The 18,298-nt window shown below is 61.6% G+C and carries 14 protein-coding genes; 7 read left to right on the forward strand and 7 right to left on the reverse strand.

Annotated elements, in window-relative coordinates; genetic code table 11:
• The first annotated feature begins 27 nt into the window (after nucleotides 1–27).
• The 6 genes from ACF8LI_RS05985 (at nucleotide 28) to ACF8LI_RS06010 (ending at nucleotide 7,759) form a co-directional block, all read left to right on the forward strand.
• Nucleotides 28–936 carry an AraC family transcriptional regulator gene (locus ACF8LI_RS05985; protein ID WP_017404082.1) on the forward strand — a complete coding sequence of 303 codons (909 nt, stop codon included), beginning with the start codon at nucleotides 28–30 and terminating at the stop codon, nucleotides 934–936.
• A 133-nt stretch (nucleotides 937–1,069) separates the two neighbouring features.
• Nucleotides 1,070–3,682 carry an ATP-dependent chaperone ClpB gene (gene clpB, locus ACF8LI_RS05990; protein WP_209672496.1) on the forward strand — a complete coding sequence of 871 codons (2,613 nt, stop codon included), beginning with the start codon at nucleotides 1,070–1,072 and terminating at the stop codon, nucleotides 3,680–3,682.
• Nucleotides 3,683–3,712: 30 nt separating this feature from the next.
• Nucleotides 3,713–4,072: a hypothetical protein gene (locus ACF8LI_RS05995; protein WP_016447736.1), complete on the forward strand. Its 360-nt coding sequence runs from the start codon at nucleotides 3,713–3,715 to the stop codon at nucleotides 4,070–4,072.
• Nucleotides 4,073–4,282: 210 nt separating this feature from the next.
• Nucleotides 4,283–5,719 (forward strand): aldehyde dehydrogenase family protein, encoded by a 1,437-nt coding sequence (locus ACF8LI_RS06000; RefSeq protein ID WP_016447735.1) that lies wholly within the window; start codon nucleotides 4,283–4,285, stop codon nucleotides 5,717–5,719.
• A 256-nt stretch (nucleotides 5,720–5,975) separates the two neighbouring features.
• The gene (locus tag ACF8LI_RS06005) at nucleotides 5,976–6,497 is read left to right on the forward strand and encodes a GNAT family N-acetyltransferase (protein ID WP_026062042.1); all 522 of its coding nucleotides are present in this window, start codon (nucleotides 5,976–5,978) and stop codon (nucleotides 6,495–6,497) included.
• Nucleotides 6,498–6,547: 50 nt separating this feature from the next.
• Complete coding sequence (locus ACF8LI_RS06010; protein ID WP_392414749.1) at nucleotides 6,548–7,759, forward strand: methyltransferase; 1,212 nt, start codon at nucleotides 6,548–6,550, stop codon at nucleotides 7,757–7,759.
• 27 nt (nucleotides 7,760–7,786) lie between these two features.
• Here the strand turns inward: ACF8LI_RS06010 and ACF8LI_RS06015 are convergent, their stop codons facing one another.
• Complete coding sequence (locus ACF8LI_RS06015; RefSeq protein WP_047326631.1) at nucleotides 7,787–8,332, reverse strand: hypothetical protein; 546 nt, start codon at nucleotides 8,330–8,332, stop codon at nucleotides 7,787–7,789.
• Between the two features lie 228 nt (nucleotides 8,333–8,560).
• Here ACF8LI_RS06015 and ACF8LI_RS06020 point away from each other — a divergent pair, with 228 nt between their 5' ends.
• Complete coding sequence (locus tag ACF8LI_RS06020; RefSeq protein ID WP_047217374.1) at nucleotides 8,561–9,538, forward strand: tRNA-dihydrouridine synthase; 978 nt, start codon at nucleotides 8,561–8,563, stop codon at nucleotides 9,536–9,538.
• A 13-nt stretch (nucleotides 9,539–9,551) separates the two neighbouring features.
• On the opposite strand, the gene ACF8LI_RS06025 is transcribed toward ACF8LI_RS06020, so the two are convergent.
• The 6 genes from ACF8LI_RS06025 to ACF8LI_RS06050 all read right to left on the reverse strand — a co-directional run bounded on the left by ACF8LI_RS06025 (nucleotide 9,552) and on the right by ACF8LI_RS06050 (nucleotide 18,275).
• Nucleotides 9,552–11,354, reverse strand: a complete 1,803-nt coding sequence (locus ACF8LI_RS06025; RefSeq protein WP_392414748.1) for a phospholipase D family protein — start codon at nucleotides 11,352–11,354, stop codon at nucleotides 9,552–9,554.
• A gap of 83 nt (nucleotides 11,355–11,437) precedes the next feature.
• On the reverse strand, nucleotides 11,438–12,526 hold the full coding sequence (gene ribD / locus ACF8LI_RS06030) for a bifunctional diaminohydroxyphosphoribosylaminopyrimidine deaminase/5-amino-6-(5-phosphoribosylamino)uracil reductase RibD (RefSeq protein ID WP_392414747.1): 1,089 nt from the start codon (nucleotides 12,524–12,526) through the stop codon (nucleotides 11,438–11,440).
• An 86-nt stretch (nucleotides 12,527–12,612) separates the two neighbouring features.
• The gene (locus ACF8LI_RS06035; RefSeq protein ID WP_154836330.1) at nucleotides 12,613–13,026 is read right to left on the reverse strand and encodes a type IV pilin protein; all 414 of its coding nucleotides are present in this window, start codon (nucleotides 13,024–13,026) and stop codon (nucleotides 12,613–12,615) included.
• Nucleotides 13,027–13,049: 23 nt separating this feature from the next.
• Nucleotides 13,050–16,589: a pilus assembly protein gene (locus ACF8LI_RS06040; RefSeq protein ID WP_392414746.1), complete on the reverse strand. Its 3,540-nt coding sequence runs from the start codon at nucleotides 16,587–16,589 to the stop codon at nucleotides 13,050–13,052.
• Between the two features lie 16 nt (nucleotides 16,590–16,605).
• Nucleotides 16,606–17,376, reverse strand: coding sequence for a pilus assembly protein PilX (locus ACF8LI_RS06045; protein WP_392414745.1), 771 nt, complete (start codon nucleotides 17,374–17,376; stop codon nucleotides 16,606–16,608).
• A complete protein-coding gene (locus ACF8LI_RS06050; RefSeq protein ID WP_209801646.1) occupies nucleotides 17,373–18,275 on the reverse strand; it encodes a PilW family protein in 903 nt (300 codons plus the stop codon). The genes ACF8LI_RS06045 and ACF8LI_RS06050 overlap by 4 nt, the downstream gene beginning before the upstream one ends.
• Between the last annotated feature and the right edge of the window lie 23 nt (nucleotides 18,276–18,298).

Here is an 18,298-nt window from a genome sequence, read left to right on the forward strand (position 1 = left end):
TATGGCCGCGGGACCACAATCGCTGCCATGACGCCCACGCCGCTGCCCGAGCTGCCATCCAGCCACCTGTGCCAGGTGCTGTCACGCTCCAAGGCCAGGCTGCAGCGGCGCGTGCGCCTGAGCGAGGGGGTGGAGCTGGCCGTCTGGGCCAATGTGGACGACGAGGTGCGCTACTGCCAGCCAGGCCACCACACCTTGTCGGTCTACCTGGCCGGCGGCGAGGGCTCGCAACTCAAGGCGCGGCCCGAGGCCATGGGGGCGCCGGGGCGCATCTGCATCTTCACGCCAGAGGACGAATCGCACTGGCTGGTGCGATCGCCCGTGCAGTTCCTACACCTGTATGTGTCCGACCTGGCTTGGGCGGGGCGCGTGGTCCGCATGCTGGATGCCGAGCCCCGCTCGCGCACCTTGCGTGCGCAGATCTACGGGGACGATCAGGCCTTCCACGCCGGTGCCCGTGCGCTGATGCAACTGGACTGGCAGGACCCGCAGCAGCAACTGGCGGCCGATGCCATTGGCCAGCAACTGGTGGACCGGCTGGTGCTGCAGTCCGCCACGCCGCGCCAGGTGCAGGCGCTGCAGCGGCCGCTGGGCGGGCTCTCTGCGGCCGTGCGGCGCAGGGTGCTTGCCCATATCGAGGCGCATCTGCATGACTCCAAGGCCGTGTCGCTGCCGGCACTGGCGAGACAGGCCTGCCTTTCGGAATTCCATTTCGCACGCATGTTCCGCCAGAGCATGGGCTGCACGGTGCACGAATGGGTGCTGCAGCAGCGCCTGGCCCGGGCACGGCGCGCCCTGTCTGCGCGCAACGTGCCGCCGCTGGCCGAGCTGGCGCTGGATTGCGGCTTTTCCAGCGCCAGCCACCTGGTGCGCAGCTTCCGGGCGCATTTGGGCGTTACGCCTACGCAGTTCTCGATCTTTCAGCGCAATGCTTGAGAAGGATGGCCGGCCTCGCCGGCCTTGATCTGGCGCAAGCGTCTGTCCTTGCGGGCCGGGCATGGCTTGAAATTTGCCCTGCCGGTATCAGATAAATCGCAATGACCCTGTTTCAGGAGCGAAAAGAAACACCATGCGAATCGACAAACTGACAACCAAGTTCCAGGAAGCCCTGGCCGACGCGCAAACGCTGGCCCTGGGCGGTGACCAATCCAATATCGAACCCCTGCACCTGCTCGTGGCGCTGCTGCGCCAGGACGACGGTCCGCGCTCGCTCTTGCAGCGCGCCGGCGCCAACGTGGGCCAGCTGCAGGCCGCGGCCGAGAAGGCCCTGGCCGATCTGCCGCGCGTGCAGCACCAGGACCAGGTGCAGGTCGGCTCCGAGCTGGGCCGGCTGCTGCAGGCGACCGAGAAGGAAGCCCTCAAGCGCGGCGACCAGTTCATTGCCAGCGAGCTGTTCCTGCTGGCGCTGACCGACAGCAGCGGCGCCTCCACGCGTGCGGGCCAACTGCTCAAGGAAAGCGGCGTGACGCGCTCCAGCCTGGAGTCGGCCATCAACGCCGTGCGCGGCGGCCAGACCATGGACAGCGCCGAAGGCGAAGGCCAGCGAGAGGCCCTCAAGAAATACACCCTGGACCTGACCGAGCGCGCGCGCATCGGCAAGCTGGATCCGGTGATCGGCCGCGACGACGAAATCCGCCGCTCCATCCAGGTGCTGCAGCGCCGCAGCAAGAACAACCCCGTGCTCATCGGCGAGCCCGGCGTGGGCAAGACCGCCATTGTCGAGGGCCTGGCCCAGCGCATCGTGGCCGGCGAGGTGCCCGAAAGCCTCAAGAACAAGCGCGTGCTGTCGCTGGACATGGCGGGCCTGCTGGCCGGCGCCAAGTACCGCGGCGACTTCGAGGAACGCCTGAAGTCCGTGCTCAAGGAAGTGGCCCAGGAAGAGGGGCGCATCATCCTGTTCATCGACGAGATCCACACCATGGTCGGCGCCGGCAAGGCCGATGGCGCCATGGATGCGGGCAACATGCTCAAGCCTGCGCTGGCGCGCGGCGAGCTGCACTGCATCGGCGCGACCACGCTCGATGAATACCGCAAGTACATCGAAAAGGATGCGGCGCTGGAGCGGCGCTTCCAGAAGGTGCTGGTCGAGGAGCCCTCGGTCGAGGACACCATCGCCATCCTGCGCGGCCTGCAGGTGCGCTACGAGGCCCACCACGGCGTGGACATCACCGACCCGGCCATTGTGGCCGCGGCCGAGCTGAGCCACCGCTACATCACCGACCGCTTTCTGCCCGACAAGGCCATCGACCTGATCGACGAGGCTGCGGCCAAGATCAAGATCGAGATCGACTCCAAGCCCGAGGTCATGGACAAGCTCGAGCGCCGCATGATCCAGCTCAAGATCGAGCGCGAGGCCATGAAGAAGGAAAAGGACGAGGCCTCGCAAAAGCGCCTGCAACTGATCGAGGAGGAACTCGGCAGCCTGGAGCGCGAGTACGCCGACCTCGAAGACGTGTGGAAGAGCGAGAAGGCCAGCGCCCAGGGCTCCGAGCAGATCCGCAAGGAGATCGACCAGATCCGTATCCAGATCGACGAGCTCAAGCGCAAGGGCGACTTCAACAAGGTGGCCGAGCTGCAGTACGGCAAGCTGCCCTCGCTGGAAAAGCAGCTCAATGAAGCCCAGGCCAGCGAGCAAGGGCAGGGCGGTGCGCCCGCCCACAGATTGCTGCGCACCCATGTGGGCGCCGAGGAGATTGCCGAGGTGGTCAGCCGTGCCACGGGCATTCCCGTGGCCAAGATGATGCAGGGCGAGAAGGACAAGCTGCTGCGCATGGAAGACCGGCTGCATGACCGCGTCGTCGGCCAGGACGAGGCCATCTCGGCCGTGGCCAACGCCATCCGCCGTTCGCGCTCGGGCCTGTCCGATCCCAACCGGCCCACCGGTTCCTTCCTGTTCCTGGGCCCCACGGGCGTTGGCAAGACGGAACTGTGCAAGGCGCTGGCCGGCTTCCTGTTCGACAGCGAAGACCATCTGGTGCGCATCGACATGAGCGAGTTCATGGAAAAGCATTCCGTGGCCCGCCTGATCGGCGCGCCGCCCGGCTATGTGGGCTACGAGGAAGGCGGCTACCTGACCGAGGCCGTTCGCCGCAAGCCCTACAGCGTGCTGCTGCTCGACGAGGTGGAGAAGGCCCATCCCGACGTCTTCAACGTGCTGCTGCAGGTACTGGACGACGGCCGGCTGACCGACGGCCAGGGCCGCACCGTGGACTTCAAGAATACGGTCATCGTGATGACGAGCAACATAGGCTCTTTGCTGATCCAGGCCATGGTCGGCGAGGATTACGATGATGTGAAAGACGCGGTCTGGGGGGAACTCAAGAACCATTTCCGACCCGAATTCCTCAACCGTATCGACGAGACCGTGGTGTTCCACGCGCTCGACGCGAAGAATATCGAGTCGATCGCAAGGATTCAGCTCAAGCTGCTGGAACGGCGTTTGGAGAAAATGGACCTTGCGCTGCAGGTGTCCGACCAGGCACTGGCCGAACTGGCCAAGGTGGGCTTCGATCCCGTTTTCGGGGCACGGCCGCTCAAGCGCGCGATACAGCAGCGGATCGAGAATCCGTTGTCGAAACTGCTGCTCGAAGGGCGCTTCCCGCCCAAGAGCACGATTGCGGTGCATGTGGACCCGGTACAGGAACCGGGCGTATTCCGGTTCGATGCGGCAGACTCCGCCTGACGCACCGGGCCAGCCAAGAAAGGCTTTGCTTTGAACGATTTCGTCGCCACCCTGACCCGCTGGGCCGTTCGCATCCTGCTGATGCTTGTGGGCCTGGTCTTCTTTGTCAGCCTGCTCACCGCAGCAGCGCTGCTGGCCCTGGTCTGGGCCGTGCGGGCGCTGTGGGCCAGGCTCACCGGCCAGCCGGTCATGCCCTGGGCCATGCGCATGAGCCCGCGGGCTGGCTGGCAGACCGTCTACCGCTCCGGCTCCGAGTGGATGGCCCAGCGCCCGCAGCGCGCCTACGGCGCGGCTGAAGGCGGTGGCCGTCGCGCAGGTGCAGGCGCAGGCGTGCTGCCGGGAGCGGGCGAGGTGACCGACGTTCAGCCCCGTGAAGTGCGCGAGCCCTGAAGCGTCTTGCTGCAGCCTTTACGCGGCCTGCGCATCTTCGCGCCCAGGCCGCGCATATCGGCCCGTATAGTCTGTAACCCTCGGGAGCCCGTGCAAGGCTCCCTTTTTTTTCTCCGAGCCGTTCTGGCTGCTTGCCGCCGTATCCAGCCAACCCGCAGGCGGCCTGTGCAGCACGAGAGCGTCTGCCGCGTCTTCTTACCATTGAGCCCTATGACCCAGATGGATCTTCATCGCGTCTTCGAACTTCAGTACCAGGCCAGCCGGGCGCAGGTGGACGTGCCGCTGCTGGTGCGCCGCGAGAGGCTGCTGCGCATGCAAAAGCTGCTGGACGAGCACGGCCCCGTGCTGGCTGCCGCAGTGCAGGCCGACTTCGGCATGCGCTCGCCACGGTTGACCGAGATGGTGGAGCTGTTCGTGCTGCGCAACCTGCTCAAGCACACGCTGCGCCATCTGGCGCGCTGGTCGGGGCGCCAGCGGGTGCGCACGCCGCTGATGCTCATGCCGGGCCGTGGGTGGATAGAGCGCCAGCCGCTGGGCGTGGTGGGGGTGATCTCTCCGTGGAACTATCCGGTGCAGCTGGCGCTGGGGCCTGCCATCACGGCCCTGGCAGCGGGCAACCGCGTCATGCTCAAGCCCAGCGAACTCACGCCGCACACGTCGGCGCAACTGGCCGCGCTGGTGGGGCAGTTCTTTGCGCCCGAGGAGTTCGCCGTGATCGAAGGCGATGTGAGCGTGGCCACGCAGTTTTCGGGCCTGCACTTCGACCATCTGCTGTTCACCGGATCGACGGCCGTGGGCCGGCGCGTGGCCCAGGCGGCCGCAGCGCACCTGACGCCGACCACGCTGGAGCTGGGCGGCAAGTCGCCCTGCATCGTCTCCACCGACTGCGACCTGAAGGAGGCGGCGCTCAAGATCGCACATGGCAAGCTCGTCAACGCAGGCCAGACCTGCATTGCCCCCGACTACGTGCTGCTGCCGCGTGGACAGGAGGCCGAATTCGCCGAGGCCTTTCGCGCCGCCGCGCAGCGGCTGTTCCCGCGCTTTGCCGGCAACCCGGACTATGCCGCCATCCTCACCAAGCGCCACCTGGCCCGCCTGCGGCAGATGCTGCGCCAGGCCCAGGGCATGGGCGCCCATGTCGAATGGATGGAGGACGGCGGCGCCAGCCAGGAGGGGGCGGACATGGCCTGGGGTGATGCCGTGGAGCGCCAGATGGCACCGGCCCTGGTCTTCAATGCCACCAGCCAGATGCAGCTCATGCAGGAGGAGATCTTCGGCCCCATCCTGCCCGTGATCAGCTACGACAGGCTGGACGACGTGGTCTCGGCCATCAACGCCGGGCCCAGGCCGCTGGCGCTGTACTGGTTCGGCCGCGACGAGAAGGTGCGTGATGCGGTGCTGTCACGCACCATCAGCGGCGGGGTGACGGTCAATGACACCCTGCTGCACTTCGCGCACGAGAACCTGCCCTTCGGTGGCGTGGGCGACAGCGGTTGGGGTGCCTATCATTCGGAGCAGGGCTTTGCGCGGCTGAGCCATCAGAAGGCGGTGTTCGTGCAGTCGCGCTGGTCAGGGGCCGCCATGCTGTATCCGCCCTATGGTGCGAAGTTCGATCGCATCATGGAACTGATGCGCCGCTGGCTGTGAGCAAGGGCTCGATCGGGCGTGCTGCTGGGCATGCCTGCATCGTGAGGAATTGTCAACTGATTCCTTGGCGAGCCTTGTGTTGCATGCACTAGCTGCTCTTTTTTGAAGAGCACATAGCACATCCGATAGCCGAGGGCAAGAAAACGAGCACAGCCGTACTTGCGTGCATGGCTAAGGGGCTCGATGCACGCAAAAAGCGCGATTCCGGTGAAAATCACGCCCTTCTATTTTCACCTGTTTTCGTTTCGGTTTTTCCATGTCTAGTATCCAGGTTCGTCCAGCCACTCTCCGCGATGCAAAAGCGATTGCCCAGATCCATACTGCTTCCGCCATGGAGGCTTACCGAGGTCTGGTTCCCGATGACCAGCTCAAGAGCATGTCGTCGGTAGAAAAACGCCAGGCCTATTGGCGCGAAGCCATTGAATTTTGCGAGCCCCAGGTTCAGGTCGCCATCGATGGCGACAAGATCGTCGGCTTCGTCGGCTTCGACCGCTCGCGCGATGAGAAGTCGCGCCAGACCACCGGTGAAATCTGGGCCATCTATGCTGCACCTACCCACTGGAATCAGGGTGTGGGCGTGGCCCTGTGGGACGCCGCACGCGACGGCCTGCTTGAAGAAGGCTGCACCAATGTCACGTCGTGGGTGCCGCTGCGCAATGAACGCGCGCTGCGCTTTCACGAGCTCGCCGGCTTCAAGCGCGAAATGTCCACCGCCAAGACGGCCCAGGTGGGTGGTCTCAAGATCGAGGAAGTGCGGCTCAAGCGCGCACTGAACTGATCGGGTCTCCGACCCGCTTTCCCCCTAAATCACTCACGGAGCAGCAGGCCTTGTCCTCTTCCCAGAACTGGTCCCTGCTGCAATGGCAGGAGAACGAGGCCACGCAGGCAGCGCTGTGGCGCGCGGACAGCACCATGACCGCACCGCGCCGCATCGTCATCGCCGACGACAGCCTGTCTGCCGACAGCGCCTACCGCCTGGCCTGCGAAGGCCAGGCGATGCTGTGGCGTGGCGATTTCCAGAATGCCAGGCAATTGCTGTCGGCGCTGGGCCGCCGCCTGGACAAGCCTGCACGTGAGACGTCCGCCAAGGCTCGCCATCGGCGGGCCGGCAAGGAAGACGCCAAGCCTGTCTTTCCCCATGCCTTCCACCTGCACCGCCAGGCGCTGGCGCAGCGGGCACGCATTCTGTCCAGCGTGATGATCGAGCTCGATGCCAGCTGGCATTGCGCCCTGCGCCGCGCCCCGGACTGGAGCGAGGCCTGCCGCGAGGCCTGGGGCGACATTCCCGCCGATCAGGGTGCGCGCAGCGTCATCGTTCCCTTGCGTGAACTGCTGGGCGCGCTGGGCGCGCATGAGTGGCGCAAGAAGGGCGTGGCCCTGGCTGTGCCGGGCATGCCGGAGTTCAGCATTCATCCGCACTACGGCGTGTTCTCCCCGGTGCGCGGCGAGTACCTGGATCTGGTGGCGCAGGCGCCCCTGCCGGCCGCAGCCCAGCAGGCCGATGCCGCGGTCTGGGATATCGGCACGGGCACGGGTGTGCTTTCCGCTCTCTTGCTGTACCGTGGCGTGCGGCAGGTGGTGGCCACCGACCTGAGCGACCGGGCCCTGGCCTGTGCGCAGGACAACCTGCAGCGACTGGGATTGGCGCAGCGCGTGAGCCTGCGCAAGGCAGACCTGTTCCCCGAAGGCCGGGCCGCCCTGGTGGTCTGCAATCCACCGTGGTTGCCGGGCAAGGCCAGCTCCCTGCTGGAGCAGGCCGTCTACGACGAAGGCAGCCGCATGCTGCGCGGCTTTGTGCAAGGCCTTGCAGCGCATCTGCTGCCGGGCGGCGAAGGCTGGCTGATCCTGTCGGATCTGGCCGAGCATCTGCAACTGCGCTCGCGCGAGCAATTGCTAGAGTGGATCGAGGCCGCTGGCCTGCAGGTCCTGGGCCGAGAGGACATCCGCCCACGCCATGGGAAGGCTGCGGACGCTGCCGATCCGCTGCACGCCGCACGCGCTGCCGAAGTCACCTCGCTGTGGCGCCTGGCGCCTCGCTGATCGCCGGCACCCACGCTTTCATCCCGGTCAGGCGCCTTGCGCTGCCATTGACTCGTTTGCCTCCTGGGGCAGCAGATGCTGCAGCCGCTCGCGCAGCGCATCCGCGCGCTCGTTGCCGGCATGCTCCTGCACGGTCTGCAGCAGCTGTAAGGCGGCGGCCTGCAGAGCCGCCAGGTCGCGCGCTTCGCGCAGCAGATGGCGCAGCACCTGGGCCTTGTCCTCATGGCGGTTGGCGAACATGCGCTCGCACAGGTCGAACAGATACATGCGTGTGCCGGCCAGATTCAGCGTGGCGGCAGGGCCTGGTGAAGCGGGTTCCCTGGCAGCGGCTGGCGCCATCGCGGGGGGCCGCGGCTGGGGCGATGTTTCGATGGCATTGCCGGCCAGGCGCTGCAGATGGCCGCTGTCTATCAGCTGCTGTACCAGCTCCCTGGCCTGGGCACCCAGCACCTGCTGCAGCTGCTCCTCGGTGCGGCCATCGGCCATCAGCAGCACCGAGCGCTCGCGCAGCGGCAGGCTGCGCCGGCCGGGCTGCAACTCTTCAAGGGCCTTGGCGGTTTTTTGCAGCAGCATGGTTGGGGCAGGGGAGTCCGACAAGCCCCGATTGCACGTTACATGAATGACCGTGGCGTGAAAAAGCCATGACAACTGGTCCGGTGCAACTTGCTGCGGCAAGGGCACAATCGCCTGCCGCCGCCTTGATGAGGGGCGATTCGAAGGGGCAGGCGGCCAATACGGGCCGCAGGAATATTGTTTGATCTGTAACAGGAAGACGGGGCTGCAGGCCCCGGAACACAGCTGATGAGACTGTTGCTGGCGCCCATGGAGGGCTTGCTTGATTTCGTGCTGCGCGATGTGCTCACGCGCGTGGGCGGTGCGGACCGCTGCGTCTCTGAGTTCATCCGCGTCACGGGGACGCTGCTGCCCGACAAGGTATTCCTGCGCACCATGCCGGAATTGAACAATGGCAGCCGGACGCTGGCGGGGGTGCCCGTGCGGGCCCAGTTGCTGGGATCGGACCCGGACAGCATGGCGGCCAACGCGGCCAATCTGGCGCGCCTGGGGCCGGAGGGCATCGACCTGAACTTCGGCTGCCCGGCCAAGGTCGTCAACCGCCACGGCGGCGGCGCTGCGCTGCTGCAGGACCCGGAACAGATTGCGCGCGTGGTGGGCGCCGTGCGTGCCGCCGTGCCAGCGGCCATGCCCGTGTCGGCCAAGATGCGGCTGGGTTTCAATGACACCGCCCTGATGACCGAATGCGCCCAGGCCATGCAGGCCGGCGGTGCCTGCGAAATCGTCGTTCATGCCCGCACCAAGCTCGATGGCTACCGCCCGCCCGCCTACTGGGAGATGATCCCGCGCATCCGCGAATCCGTGACCGTGCCCGTGGTGGCCAACGGCGAGATATGGACGGTGCAGGAGGCGCTGCGCTGCCGCGAGCAATCGGGTTGCAGCGACCTGATGCTGGGGCGGGGAATCGTTGCCGACCCGGGCCTGGCGCTGGCCATTCGCGCCGCCGTTGAAGGTGAGCAGACCCCGGCCGCCGAGGTGTACTGGAGCGACCTCGTGCCCCAGGTTCAGCGCTTCTGGGACATGGTCTGCGAGGACCTGGAGCCGCGCCAGCGCGCAGGCCGTCTCAAGCAATGGCTGAACCTGCTGCGCCGCCGCTTTCCCGAGGCCGAGCAGGCCTATCAGGAGGTGCGCACCCAGACCGATCAGCGCGAGATCACCCTCTGGGTCCAGGCGCTGGCTCGGCGCCAGGAGTGGGCGGGGTTGTAGCGCTGTCGCCCGCCTACAGCAGGTGGTCCGGCGCCAGCGGGCCCAGGAGCTTGAGCATCAGGCGCAGGCCCCAGCTGGCATCGGGCTCGCTGTGCTCGTCGGCGCGGTCGCTGGCTTCCGAGGCGCGCCAGACCAGTCCTCCATCCTTGTCGATCTCCACGCGCCAGCTGCCGTCCTGCAGGCCCTCGTCAATACTTTGCGTGGCCAGCCGGCCGAACTCGCGGCTGGCGATGAGCAGGGCGATCTCGGTGTTCTGCAGTTGCGAGCGCAGGTCCAGATTCATCGAGCCGACTGCCACCAGGTGACCATCCACCACCAGCAGCTTGGAGTGCAGCATGGCGCGCGAGGCACCCGTGGCGCCTGAAGGACCTCCACCGCCACTGCTGCCCGAGCCAAACGCAGAGCGGACACTGGCCGCTGTGCTGCGCATCTCATAGAGTTCAACGCCCATCTCCAGCAGCGCCTTGCGGTGGCGCGCATAGCCGGCATGGGCCAGGGGCGCGTCATTGGAGGCCAGTGAATTGGTCAGGATGCGCACGCGCACCCCGCGTTGCCGCGCGCCGCGAAACGCCTCCATCATGTCCGGACCGGGCACGAAATAGGGCGAGACCACCAGCAGATCGCGCCGCGTCTTGCGGACCAGGGCCAGCAGGCCGTCCACTACCGAATCGGCCTCCAGCACCGGGCGCGCCGCCTGGCGCAAGGCCGGAGTTGGCTGGCCCATGGACAGCGTGCCAGCAGGCTTGGCCTGCGGGCTGTTCGGGGCGGGTGTGGCTGGCGCAGACGCGTCCGCGCTGGTGCTCGGGCTGTCATCCCTGTCCAGTGGGATCTTGGCCGGCTGGTCCACCAGCACGGCGGCCGAGGCCCAGGTCCATGGCGCCTTACGCAAATCCATGGGCTGCTGGTCCCAGATGATGCGGCTGTGTGCGGCGGCCTGCTCAGCCGTCTTTGCCTCTTTGGCGGCAACGGCAGGCGTAGGGTCCTCGTCCTGCGCCTGATCGCCATCATCGGCAAAGCGCTCGCGCAGCTGCTTGAGCTCCTTGAGACTGATGAGCGACTGAACCGGATAGGCGCGCGGGTTGTTCCAATAGCTGTCGAAGCTGCGTGACAGATCGCCGACCACCGGCCCCGCAGCCAGCACGTCGAGGTCCACGAAATTGCTGGCGCTGTCCGCGTCGAAATACGCATCGCCCAGATTGCGTCCCCCGATCACGCCCATGGCGTTGTCGGCAATGAAGAGCTTGTTGTGCATGCGCTGCTGCGCCCGCTGGAAATCCGTCAACAGCGTATAGGCCCGCCCCAGCACGGAACTGCGTGCGCCCGCCAGCGGGTTGAACATGCGCATCTCTATGCCCGGCACAAAGGCCAGCCGCATGACCTGCGCATTCGCCCCCGTGCTGTGGAAGTCGTCCAGCAACACCCGCACCCGCACGCCACGCCGCGCCGCCTCCACCACGCCGCGCAGCAGGCGCTGCGTGCTCTCGTCGGCATGGATGGCGTAGTACTGCAGGTCCAGCGTCTGCTGCGCACCCTCGACCAGGGCCAGCCGTGCGCCGTAGGCGGCCTGGGCGCCGGACAGGAGGGTGAAGGCAGAGGTTTGAGGCCTGACGCTGGCTGGCCGCAATTGCTGCACCAAAGAGCCCAATGGCGTGCTTTGCGGAGCTTCCAAGGCGGCAGTGACGGGGCGATCGACCTGAGAGGGCAAGCTGCTGGCGCAGCCGCAGACCACGGCGGACACCAGCAGGACAAGCGTGGTCCGCAGGCCTCGGAAGAGGCTGACGGATGGAAGAGGCTGTAGGTTGCGAGCGCCGGACATGATTCGAAGATTTGGCCCAAGGATCGGTCAATCGGGTGTCGGACGGCTGCGCCAGCCGCTGGTCCAGGAAGCTGCTGTCCGCGTCAGAAGCTGGCGCGCCCTTCAACACGAGCAACAACGCGCAGATCCGGCCCTATACGCTGCACATCGTGCAACTCCAGCGCAAGGGCCTCGGACAGCGCGTCCAGCGGCCCGAAACTGGCAATGCCCATGCCACCCGTGCCCAGCAGCTTGGGGGCCAGGTACAGCAGCAGTTCATCGACCAGCCCTTCGCGTATCAGCGAGCCATTGAGCTTGAAGCCTGCTTCCACATGCAGCTCGTTCGTACCGCGCGCGGCCAGGTCACGCAGCATGGCGGCCAAGTCCACCTTGCCGTGCGCGTTGGGCATGTGGATGATCGTCGCGCCAGCCGCCTGCAAATCTTCGGACCGCAAAGTATCCTGACTGCTGGTGTAGATAAGGCAGCCGCCGGGCGTCTTCAGTACCTGGGCGGTGAGCGGCGTGTCCAGCCGGCTATCCACCACCGCGATGCGCGGTTGGCGCTGGGTAGGCACTTCACGCACGTTCAGACGCGGATCGTCTTCCAGCACCGTGCCTATGCCCGTCAGCAGGGTGCAGGCCCTCGCGCGCCAGGCATGGCCGTCGGCACGTGCCTCGGGCGAGGTGATCCATTGGCTGACACCGTTGTGCAATGCGGTTGCGCCGTCAAGGGAACTGGCGGCCTTCATGCGCACCCACGGTATGCCGCGCAGCATGCGGCTGAAGAAGCCGATGTTCAGTTCGCGCGATTCGGCTGCACCTGGTCCCACCTCCACCTGTACACCTGCAGCACTCATCCGCGCAAAACCTTGGCCAGCTACCTGGGGATTGGGATCGGTGAGTGCGCCTACCACCTTGGCAACGCCTGCAGCGATCAGGGCATCGCAGCAGGGACCTGTACGGCCCTGGTGCGAGCAAGGCTCCAGCGTCACATAGGCGGTTGCTCCGCGCACATCCTCGCCCTGTGCTGCGGCATCGCGCAGCGCCATCACTTCGGCATGTGGGCCACCAGCCTGCTGGGTGAACCCCTGGCCAACGACCCGGCCATCAGGTGCCACCAGTACGCAGCCTACGCGCGGATTGGGGGAGGAAAGAAAAAGCGCCTGGGCGGCGAGCCCAAGCGCTTGGTGCATGTGTGGCACGGTGTTTGTCATGGTGCCTGGGATGGTAACAAGCCTGGGCTCGATCAGCGCCTGGCGGATTGGCATCTACCCGGTGCTCACTTGCCCCAGCAGTCGGTAACGATGGTGCCTGTCGTGGCTCCGTTGGCTCCACGCAGGCCGCTTTGCGTCAAGGTGTAGTTGCCGCACTTGTCGTTGGCTTGGGCTCCCTTGGGTGTGGCTGTCAGCGTAAAAGTACTTCCATCTGTTGAATTCAATGAAATGTCGTAGCGGCTGGAAGGAACCGTCTTCAAGGAAGCGGGGAACGCGGCAGTAAGTGGGTAGGTTCCATTGGAGGTGGCTGCACGCTCCAACCATTGTGCCGCCTGCAATAGGCCCGCCCTGGCTTCTGCTCGATGCCCGCGTCGGATGTACTCGTTGTAGCTCGGCATGGCGATGGCTGAAAGTATGCCTACCACGGCGACCACAATCATCAATTCGATCAGTGTAAATCCACCGTATCTTGTTTTCATGATTTTATTTTCATCAATCTTCATTAATTGAGTTGTCGCCAGTTGGGGCGCAGCAGCAACTCTGGGATTTTTGCTAAAGAATCGCAATTGGTGCCGCAGCCACCACCACCACCACCACCACCACCACCACTGCTGCTGCCCTTACGGATCTGCAGTGTCTTTGTACTGAAGCGAAGTTCTTTGGTATCTGCCGTCATGCGGTTGGCATATTTGTCACCGGAGTTGTAGAGACCATCTCCATTTTGGTCGAGAATCTGTGTCCGTGGGCGTGCTCCTTGATCAATTGTGAGCAGGGTGCGAAAAGGCTTCGCGGCCTTTGGTGTCGGTTCACAACTTTCTTCAGAACCAGCTGTAGCGCCTCCAGATGCCGGTACTTCACTCATGATTTCGAGAACACTGCTTCCGTCAAAGAACTCAATGGCCCTGAGGACACGCTCTCCAGCTTCTGGTAGGTCGAAATACCATCCTTTGACCGCAGTGCAATTTGATTTTCCTTGGCAGTCAAAAATGGCGCGATTTTCAGTGACCGCCCAGAAATCACGGCTGGCGCTTGATCCTTCTCCACTTTTCTTGACGCCTTCGATCATTTGACTCATTAGCTGGGAGCGGGATACGGTTGCAGGGGTGGGATCTGAGGTTTGTGAGACTACCTTGCCTTTATTTTCTCCCGTCAAGCTTATTTTATAGCGCGTGTTGTCAAGAACGGAATAGACGGTCTGCTTGGAGTCGGTGTCCGTGCGATCACCTTCAGTCAGACTGCGGCCCGTCCCAAAGGCAACCATCAGTCCGCCTACCTGTCTGTTCGGGCGTAGCACTGGTGGCGTGGTGATCGGTTGCCGGCTTGTGGCACTGCCGGTCACCCCCGTGGAATAGGTGGCAGTGAATAATGGCTGACCATCGAAGGCGACGCCCCAATTGGAAGCATTATTGCTGGAGATGTCGAATTTCCAGAGATTTCCACGCAGATCTCCTGCATAGACGATATCCGGAATGCTATCTCCATTGACGTCAAGGAACTGTGGAGTGGATAGACCATTCTGATCTGCTTCCACATTCTTGGGATTGGTGACTGGGACGGCAGAGATTTTCTGGAGTTCCTTGTTGCCGTCCAGATATTGAATCAGCAGAACAGGCCTTTCATTGATGCTGTTGTAGCCGTTGCCCATGATGACTGCCCAGCGCCCATTGTTAGTTTGCGTGATTTGCAATGCTCTTTGAGGGTTCGCCTCATCAACCACCGGGGTTCCGAAAATATGACCAATATCGTCGTCAACGGCATCTGTTTTGTCCATGACAACCAGGGTGCTGGCATTGGTCTTTGTAAAGTTCGAGGAAATCAACCCGTCGGTGGTTCCTGGTTTTGTGACATCAAGAACAAAATAACCCTTTCCTCCGGCACCCAGTGTGCCGGTTAGGTAGGTGGCCCAATTGGCGGAATTCTGCGTCCCAAGATTGACATCACCTGTAAAAGGCGATCCATCCACATAATATCTGTGAGTGTATCCAGTATTGGAGAACTCTGGAAGGTTCTTGATGACTCCGCGTGGAACGTAGGCTATTTTTTCAGAGCCATCAATTGCGGAGAAACCATGCAACATGCCATCATTGCCACCTACATAAAGCATTGGGATGCGCTTGCTCTGCACGCCGACATAGCTGATATAGCTATTCGCACTGTAGCTTAGCGATGGAGGGCCTGCGTACCAGATGTTGGAGTTAACAATGTCTGCTTGGCGGGACTTTCTCTGGCGAAAAACGCCATTAGTCTGATTCTCTTCCTTACTGCGATCTCCGCGAATATAGTTGACTCTGTCTTTGCCGCGACCATCGCTGGGCGTGAGATTAAGGAGTGCTTGTTGTGCGGTGCTCAGTGGTGTTGTCGTTCCCCACTCAAAAGATATCCCGGCGCTTCCATCGTGGGACAGGATCAGTCGAGAGGTAATGTCTGCCGGGGACAAGGCATCAAGCTTGTCAGCAGTGGTCATGTGATTGTTAGGAGCTGTTTTGTTTGGATTGGTACCCCATGATGGGTTTGGGGCCGTGGTCCAAGTAATTTTCTGAGGATTCTGTGGATCTACGACGATAGAGATTTTCTCGGATGCGACAAAGCCGCTCCAGCGGTTCTTGTTTGAGTTGAGATCCTCGGCAGCAACGTAGCCTGATTGGAAGGATTCCGTATTGTTGCGGCTGATGGAGCTTGAAGCACTGGTGAAGCCTGTCAGCGGACTTGTATTGTCCGCGACAATCGATGTGAAAATTTCGTCAAATGCCTTTTCCAGGTCGGCACCGGTCTGTACGGGGAAGAATTTCCCACGACTGTTAATTGCCATGTGCCATAGCTCTTCAGGGCGGACATAATCGGTAATGGCTTGGCCGCGGCGACTTCCGCTGGTGTAACTGCCGTCGTAATCAGTGTCGGTAGCATCCGTCCACGTCTTGGTGCCTAAGATGGCTTCTGTGAAGCCGTCTCCGTACATGCCATTCGTGAAAATAGGATTGCTTCCACTGTTGTCCCAATTGCTGGCGCGTGCACCATACCCAATCGTATGGGTGACAAGGTGCTGCCATGTTGCCGGATCATTCTTGGGATTCCATTCTGGTTTGATGGTCACAGATTTGTTGCCCATCTTGAATGTCTCATCCGTCGATTTTTTGGGCTCAAAGGGTATTTGGTTCCCGATGTTGGGTTGTAAATCAGTCGACCAATAATGAAAAGCCATGTCGGCAAGAGTAGGGTATGCGTAATAATAGTCTTTTCTGCTGATGGTTTGTTTTTTCGTGCCCCCACCATAGTTGTCTCTATATATCTTGGTCTGGTCGCTTGTCGTGCTATAGGTCAGTGTGGGACCATATTTCGATGCATCCGGCTGTGGAAGTGCCTTGCTTGTTCCATCTGAATTTCCAATGGCCTCCGCATGGGTGCTGATCATCTTGGTTTGAAAGTCGAATGCATCAAAGCTGGTGCTTGGCAGATAACTGTTCCAGCCACCATCGGTCATGAAGACGTGGTATGCCCTGCGGCATGAAATGGGCCTGCTATCGGCCACGCCAGGAGTCGCATTCCACGGGCTATCCTTGCCAGTGGTCTTCATATATTGACCTGCATTCCACATCATCGTATGAGATGGTGTGCCACCACTGGCGGATATGGAGTCCACCCATGTGGAAAAATTTGTTTTGTGCGTGCCGGAGAAAACTGCCATGGCATTCTTGCCATCGCATCCTGACTGGCTGCTGGGGATATCATTGCATCGCCACATTGACTGCCATGCCAGACGAAACTGGTTGTCATACTTGCTGGTATTGATCAGGACATTTTTCAGACCGTTCTTCAGTGAAGAGATGCGTGACGGCTGACTGCTCGTTGCACTGCCTCCCGCATCATTCCAGGCCATACTTCCCGAATCATCAACCGACAACACCACGTTCGGTATGGGCATTTTGTGTGCCGAACCTGCAGGGTACTGTGCAAGCGGGATCTCTGCGGAAAATGCTGATGGATTCGTGAATGCGGAGATCAAGGCGCAGACGAGGGCTTGCTGTGGAAATGAAGGACGTTTCATGATTTTCTCCGTCTATTTATTCGGCCAAGCTGAGGGAAAGGGCAGATTGGAGTACAACCTCTGTTCCTGGTTTTAGTCCCCTGGCCAATGCCGTAATGCGATATACCCATCTTTTCTTTCGGGAGGGTGAAAATGTTTCCACGTTGGAGCCAGGTGGAACCCCACCTAGCAGGGAAATGTTGGGGTCTACATAGGGAAGGACTTCAACCCAATACCAGGCTCCACGCCTTTGCTTCATATCGCTTGGAGTGGCTGTGATGTTGAGTATCGGGTTTCCTGCGTCGCCAGTTTTTGCTCCCGTAAACTGTCCATAGCGTGCGCCAACATCTGCTGCAGTCATCTGAGCAATGCGGTCAGGGTCATGCCAAAAATCCTGTGGATCTTTGAACTTCTGGCAGATGCCTTTGTAGCATTTTGAATCCTGGGTATCCAGGAAATTAATGAGCTTAGGGAGATCCTTTGTCTCTATGTCGAAATACGCGGAAGTTGTTCTGCGACAAATATCTCCTTTGGAAGAGTCTGGGACACAGAAGGAGCCGTCAGTGTTGACGCCGCGTATATCCATTTCTGCATCTTGCAGCATGGCTTGTGCTGCCTCGAAGGCTCGACGGTAATCTGCATCATTGCCGACAATCATTTCGTTAAGTAATGTGGTTCGCGATGCCCACAAAGCCAAAAGCATGGATAGAAGAACCAGCACGATGATGACGTATAGCGAGATGCCCTGCTGCCTGGACCTTCGAAGAAGACCGGAGGGTGAATGGTGAGGATGGGGCGTGCCATTCATGATTGCACCTGGCCTTGGCTACGAATTTGAAAAGTGTTTTTGAAGACCATACGCAGGCGATTCCCTCGAGAAACAGAGCTGCCATCGCATTTCGTGTAGTTGGCTCCCGCTGTATCTAGGGTTTCTGTGCCTTCCAACTCCAGGCAGACTTCGATTGCATATACATCGCGCCAACCGTTAGGCGATGAAGAGGCTGTGGAGGCATTGGCATATATGGTTTTGGGAAACCCAGTTTTTGCACTGGTAGGTTCCTGTATGAGATAGCGAATCTTCATGTCTTTGACATTGCGGATTATTGGTTTTGCAGTGCCGCCGACACCTTCGCAGACAAGCTCGTTATCGCTAGATATTCGAAATTTGCTCTCTATAACATAGTTTGATGACACGCCCTTGTTTTCACCAAGGCAGTCTCGCAACTGATTCCCGGAAACCAGAGCCGTTGCAGGGGGAGGAGGTGTTATTTGTTCTTGATAATTTTGATATCCAATGCTCAAGGCATACTCGCTGCTGCTGGGGGTGTCAATGCCTTTAAGCATTTTCTCTCCTCTGCTAAACATCGGGCGTTGTCCAGCAGGATCTGGGGGGTCGAATGCTACGGGCAGCATGGCGTAGGACGTCTCTGAAGGTGTGAATGCAGTGGCATCAAGGCTCAGTTGAATGGTGCCCGCTTGGCGAACCTGTGAGCCAATTACCCGAAAGGCATAAGCGGCTTGCTGCTGCATGTTACTGGCATCGCTGACTGTTCCTGAGACACCCCGAGAAATCATCAAGGCACCGATGCCTACTGCCACCGTCAAGAGTCCTATGGTGATGCCTACCAACAGCTCAAGAAGTGTAGCTCCCGCCTGAAGCAACGGAGGAGCTAATTTTCTGGTTGAGTGGTGTGTATTTGTTCTCATGAACTATCTCTTTAGTTTCTGGA

Origin of the sequence: Delftia sp. WSY_12 (genome assembly GCF_043104645.1) — a bacterium.
Classification (GTDB): Bacteria; Pseudomonadota; Gammaproteobacteria; order Burkholderiales; family Burkholderiaceae_C; genus Comamonas; species Comamonas tsuruhatensis.

Coding starts and splice junctions, on each gene's coding strand:
- ACF8LI_RS06035 (WP_154836330.1), bottom strand. CDS start 13,026: ATGAAAACAAGATACGGTGGATTTACACTGATCGAATTGATGATTGTG.
- ribD (WP_392414747.1), bottom strand. CDS start 12,526: ATGCACCAAGCGCTTGGGCTCGCCGCCCAGGCGCTTTTTCTTTCCTCC.
- ACF8LI_RS06025 (WP_392414748.1), bottom strand. CDS start 11,354: ATGTCCGGCGCTCGCAACCTACAGCCTCTTCCATCCGTCAGCCTCTTC.
- clpB (WP_209672496.1), top strand. CDS start 1,070: ATGCGAATCGACAAACTGACAACCAAGTTCCAGGAAGCCCTGGCCGAC.
- ACF8LI_RS06040 (WP_392414746.1), bottom strand. CDS start 16,589: ATGAAACGTCCTTCATTTCCACAGCAAGCCCTCGTCTGCGCCTTGATC.
- ACF8LI_RS06005 (WP_026062042.1), top strand. CDS start 5,976: ATGTCTAGTATCCAGGTTCGTCCAGCCACTCTCCGCGATGCAAAAGCG.
- ACF8LI_RS06050 (WP_209801646.1), bottom strand. CDS start 18,275: ATGAGAACAAATACACACCACTCAACCAGAAAATTAGCTCCTCCGTTG.
- ACF8LI_RS05985 (WP_017404082.1), top strand. CDS start 28: ATGACGCCCACGCCGCTGCCCGAGCTGCCATCCAGCCACCTGTGCCAG.
- ACF8LI_RS06015 (WP_047326631.1), bottom strand. CDS start 8,332: ATGCTGCTGCAAAAAACCGCCAAGGCCCTTGAAGAGTTGCAGCCCGGC.
- ACF8LI_RS06020 (WP_047217374.1), top strand. CDS start 8,561: ATGAGACTGTTGCTGGCGCCCATGGAGGGCTTGCTTGATTTCGTGCTG.
- ACF8LI_RS06045 (WP_392414745.1), bottom strand. CDS start 17,376: ATGAATGGCACGCCCCATCCTCACCATTCACCCTCCGGTCTTCTTCGA.
- ACF8LI_RS06000 (WP_016447735.1), top strand. CDS start 4,283: ATGACCCAGATGGATCTTCATCGCGTCTTCGAACTTCAGTACCAGGCC.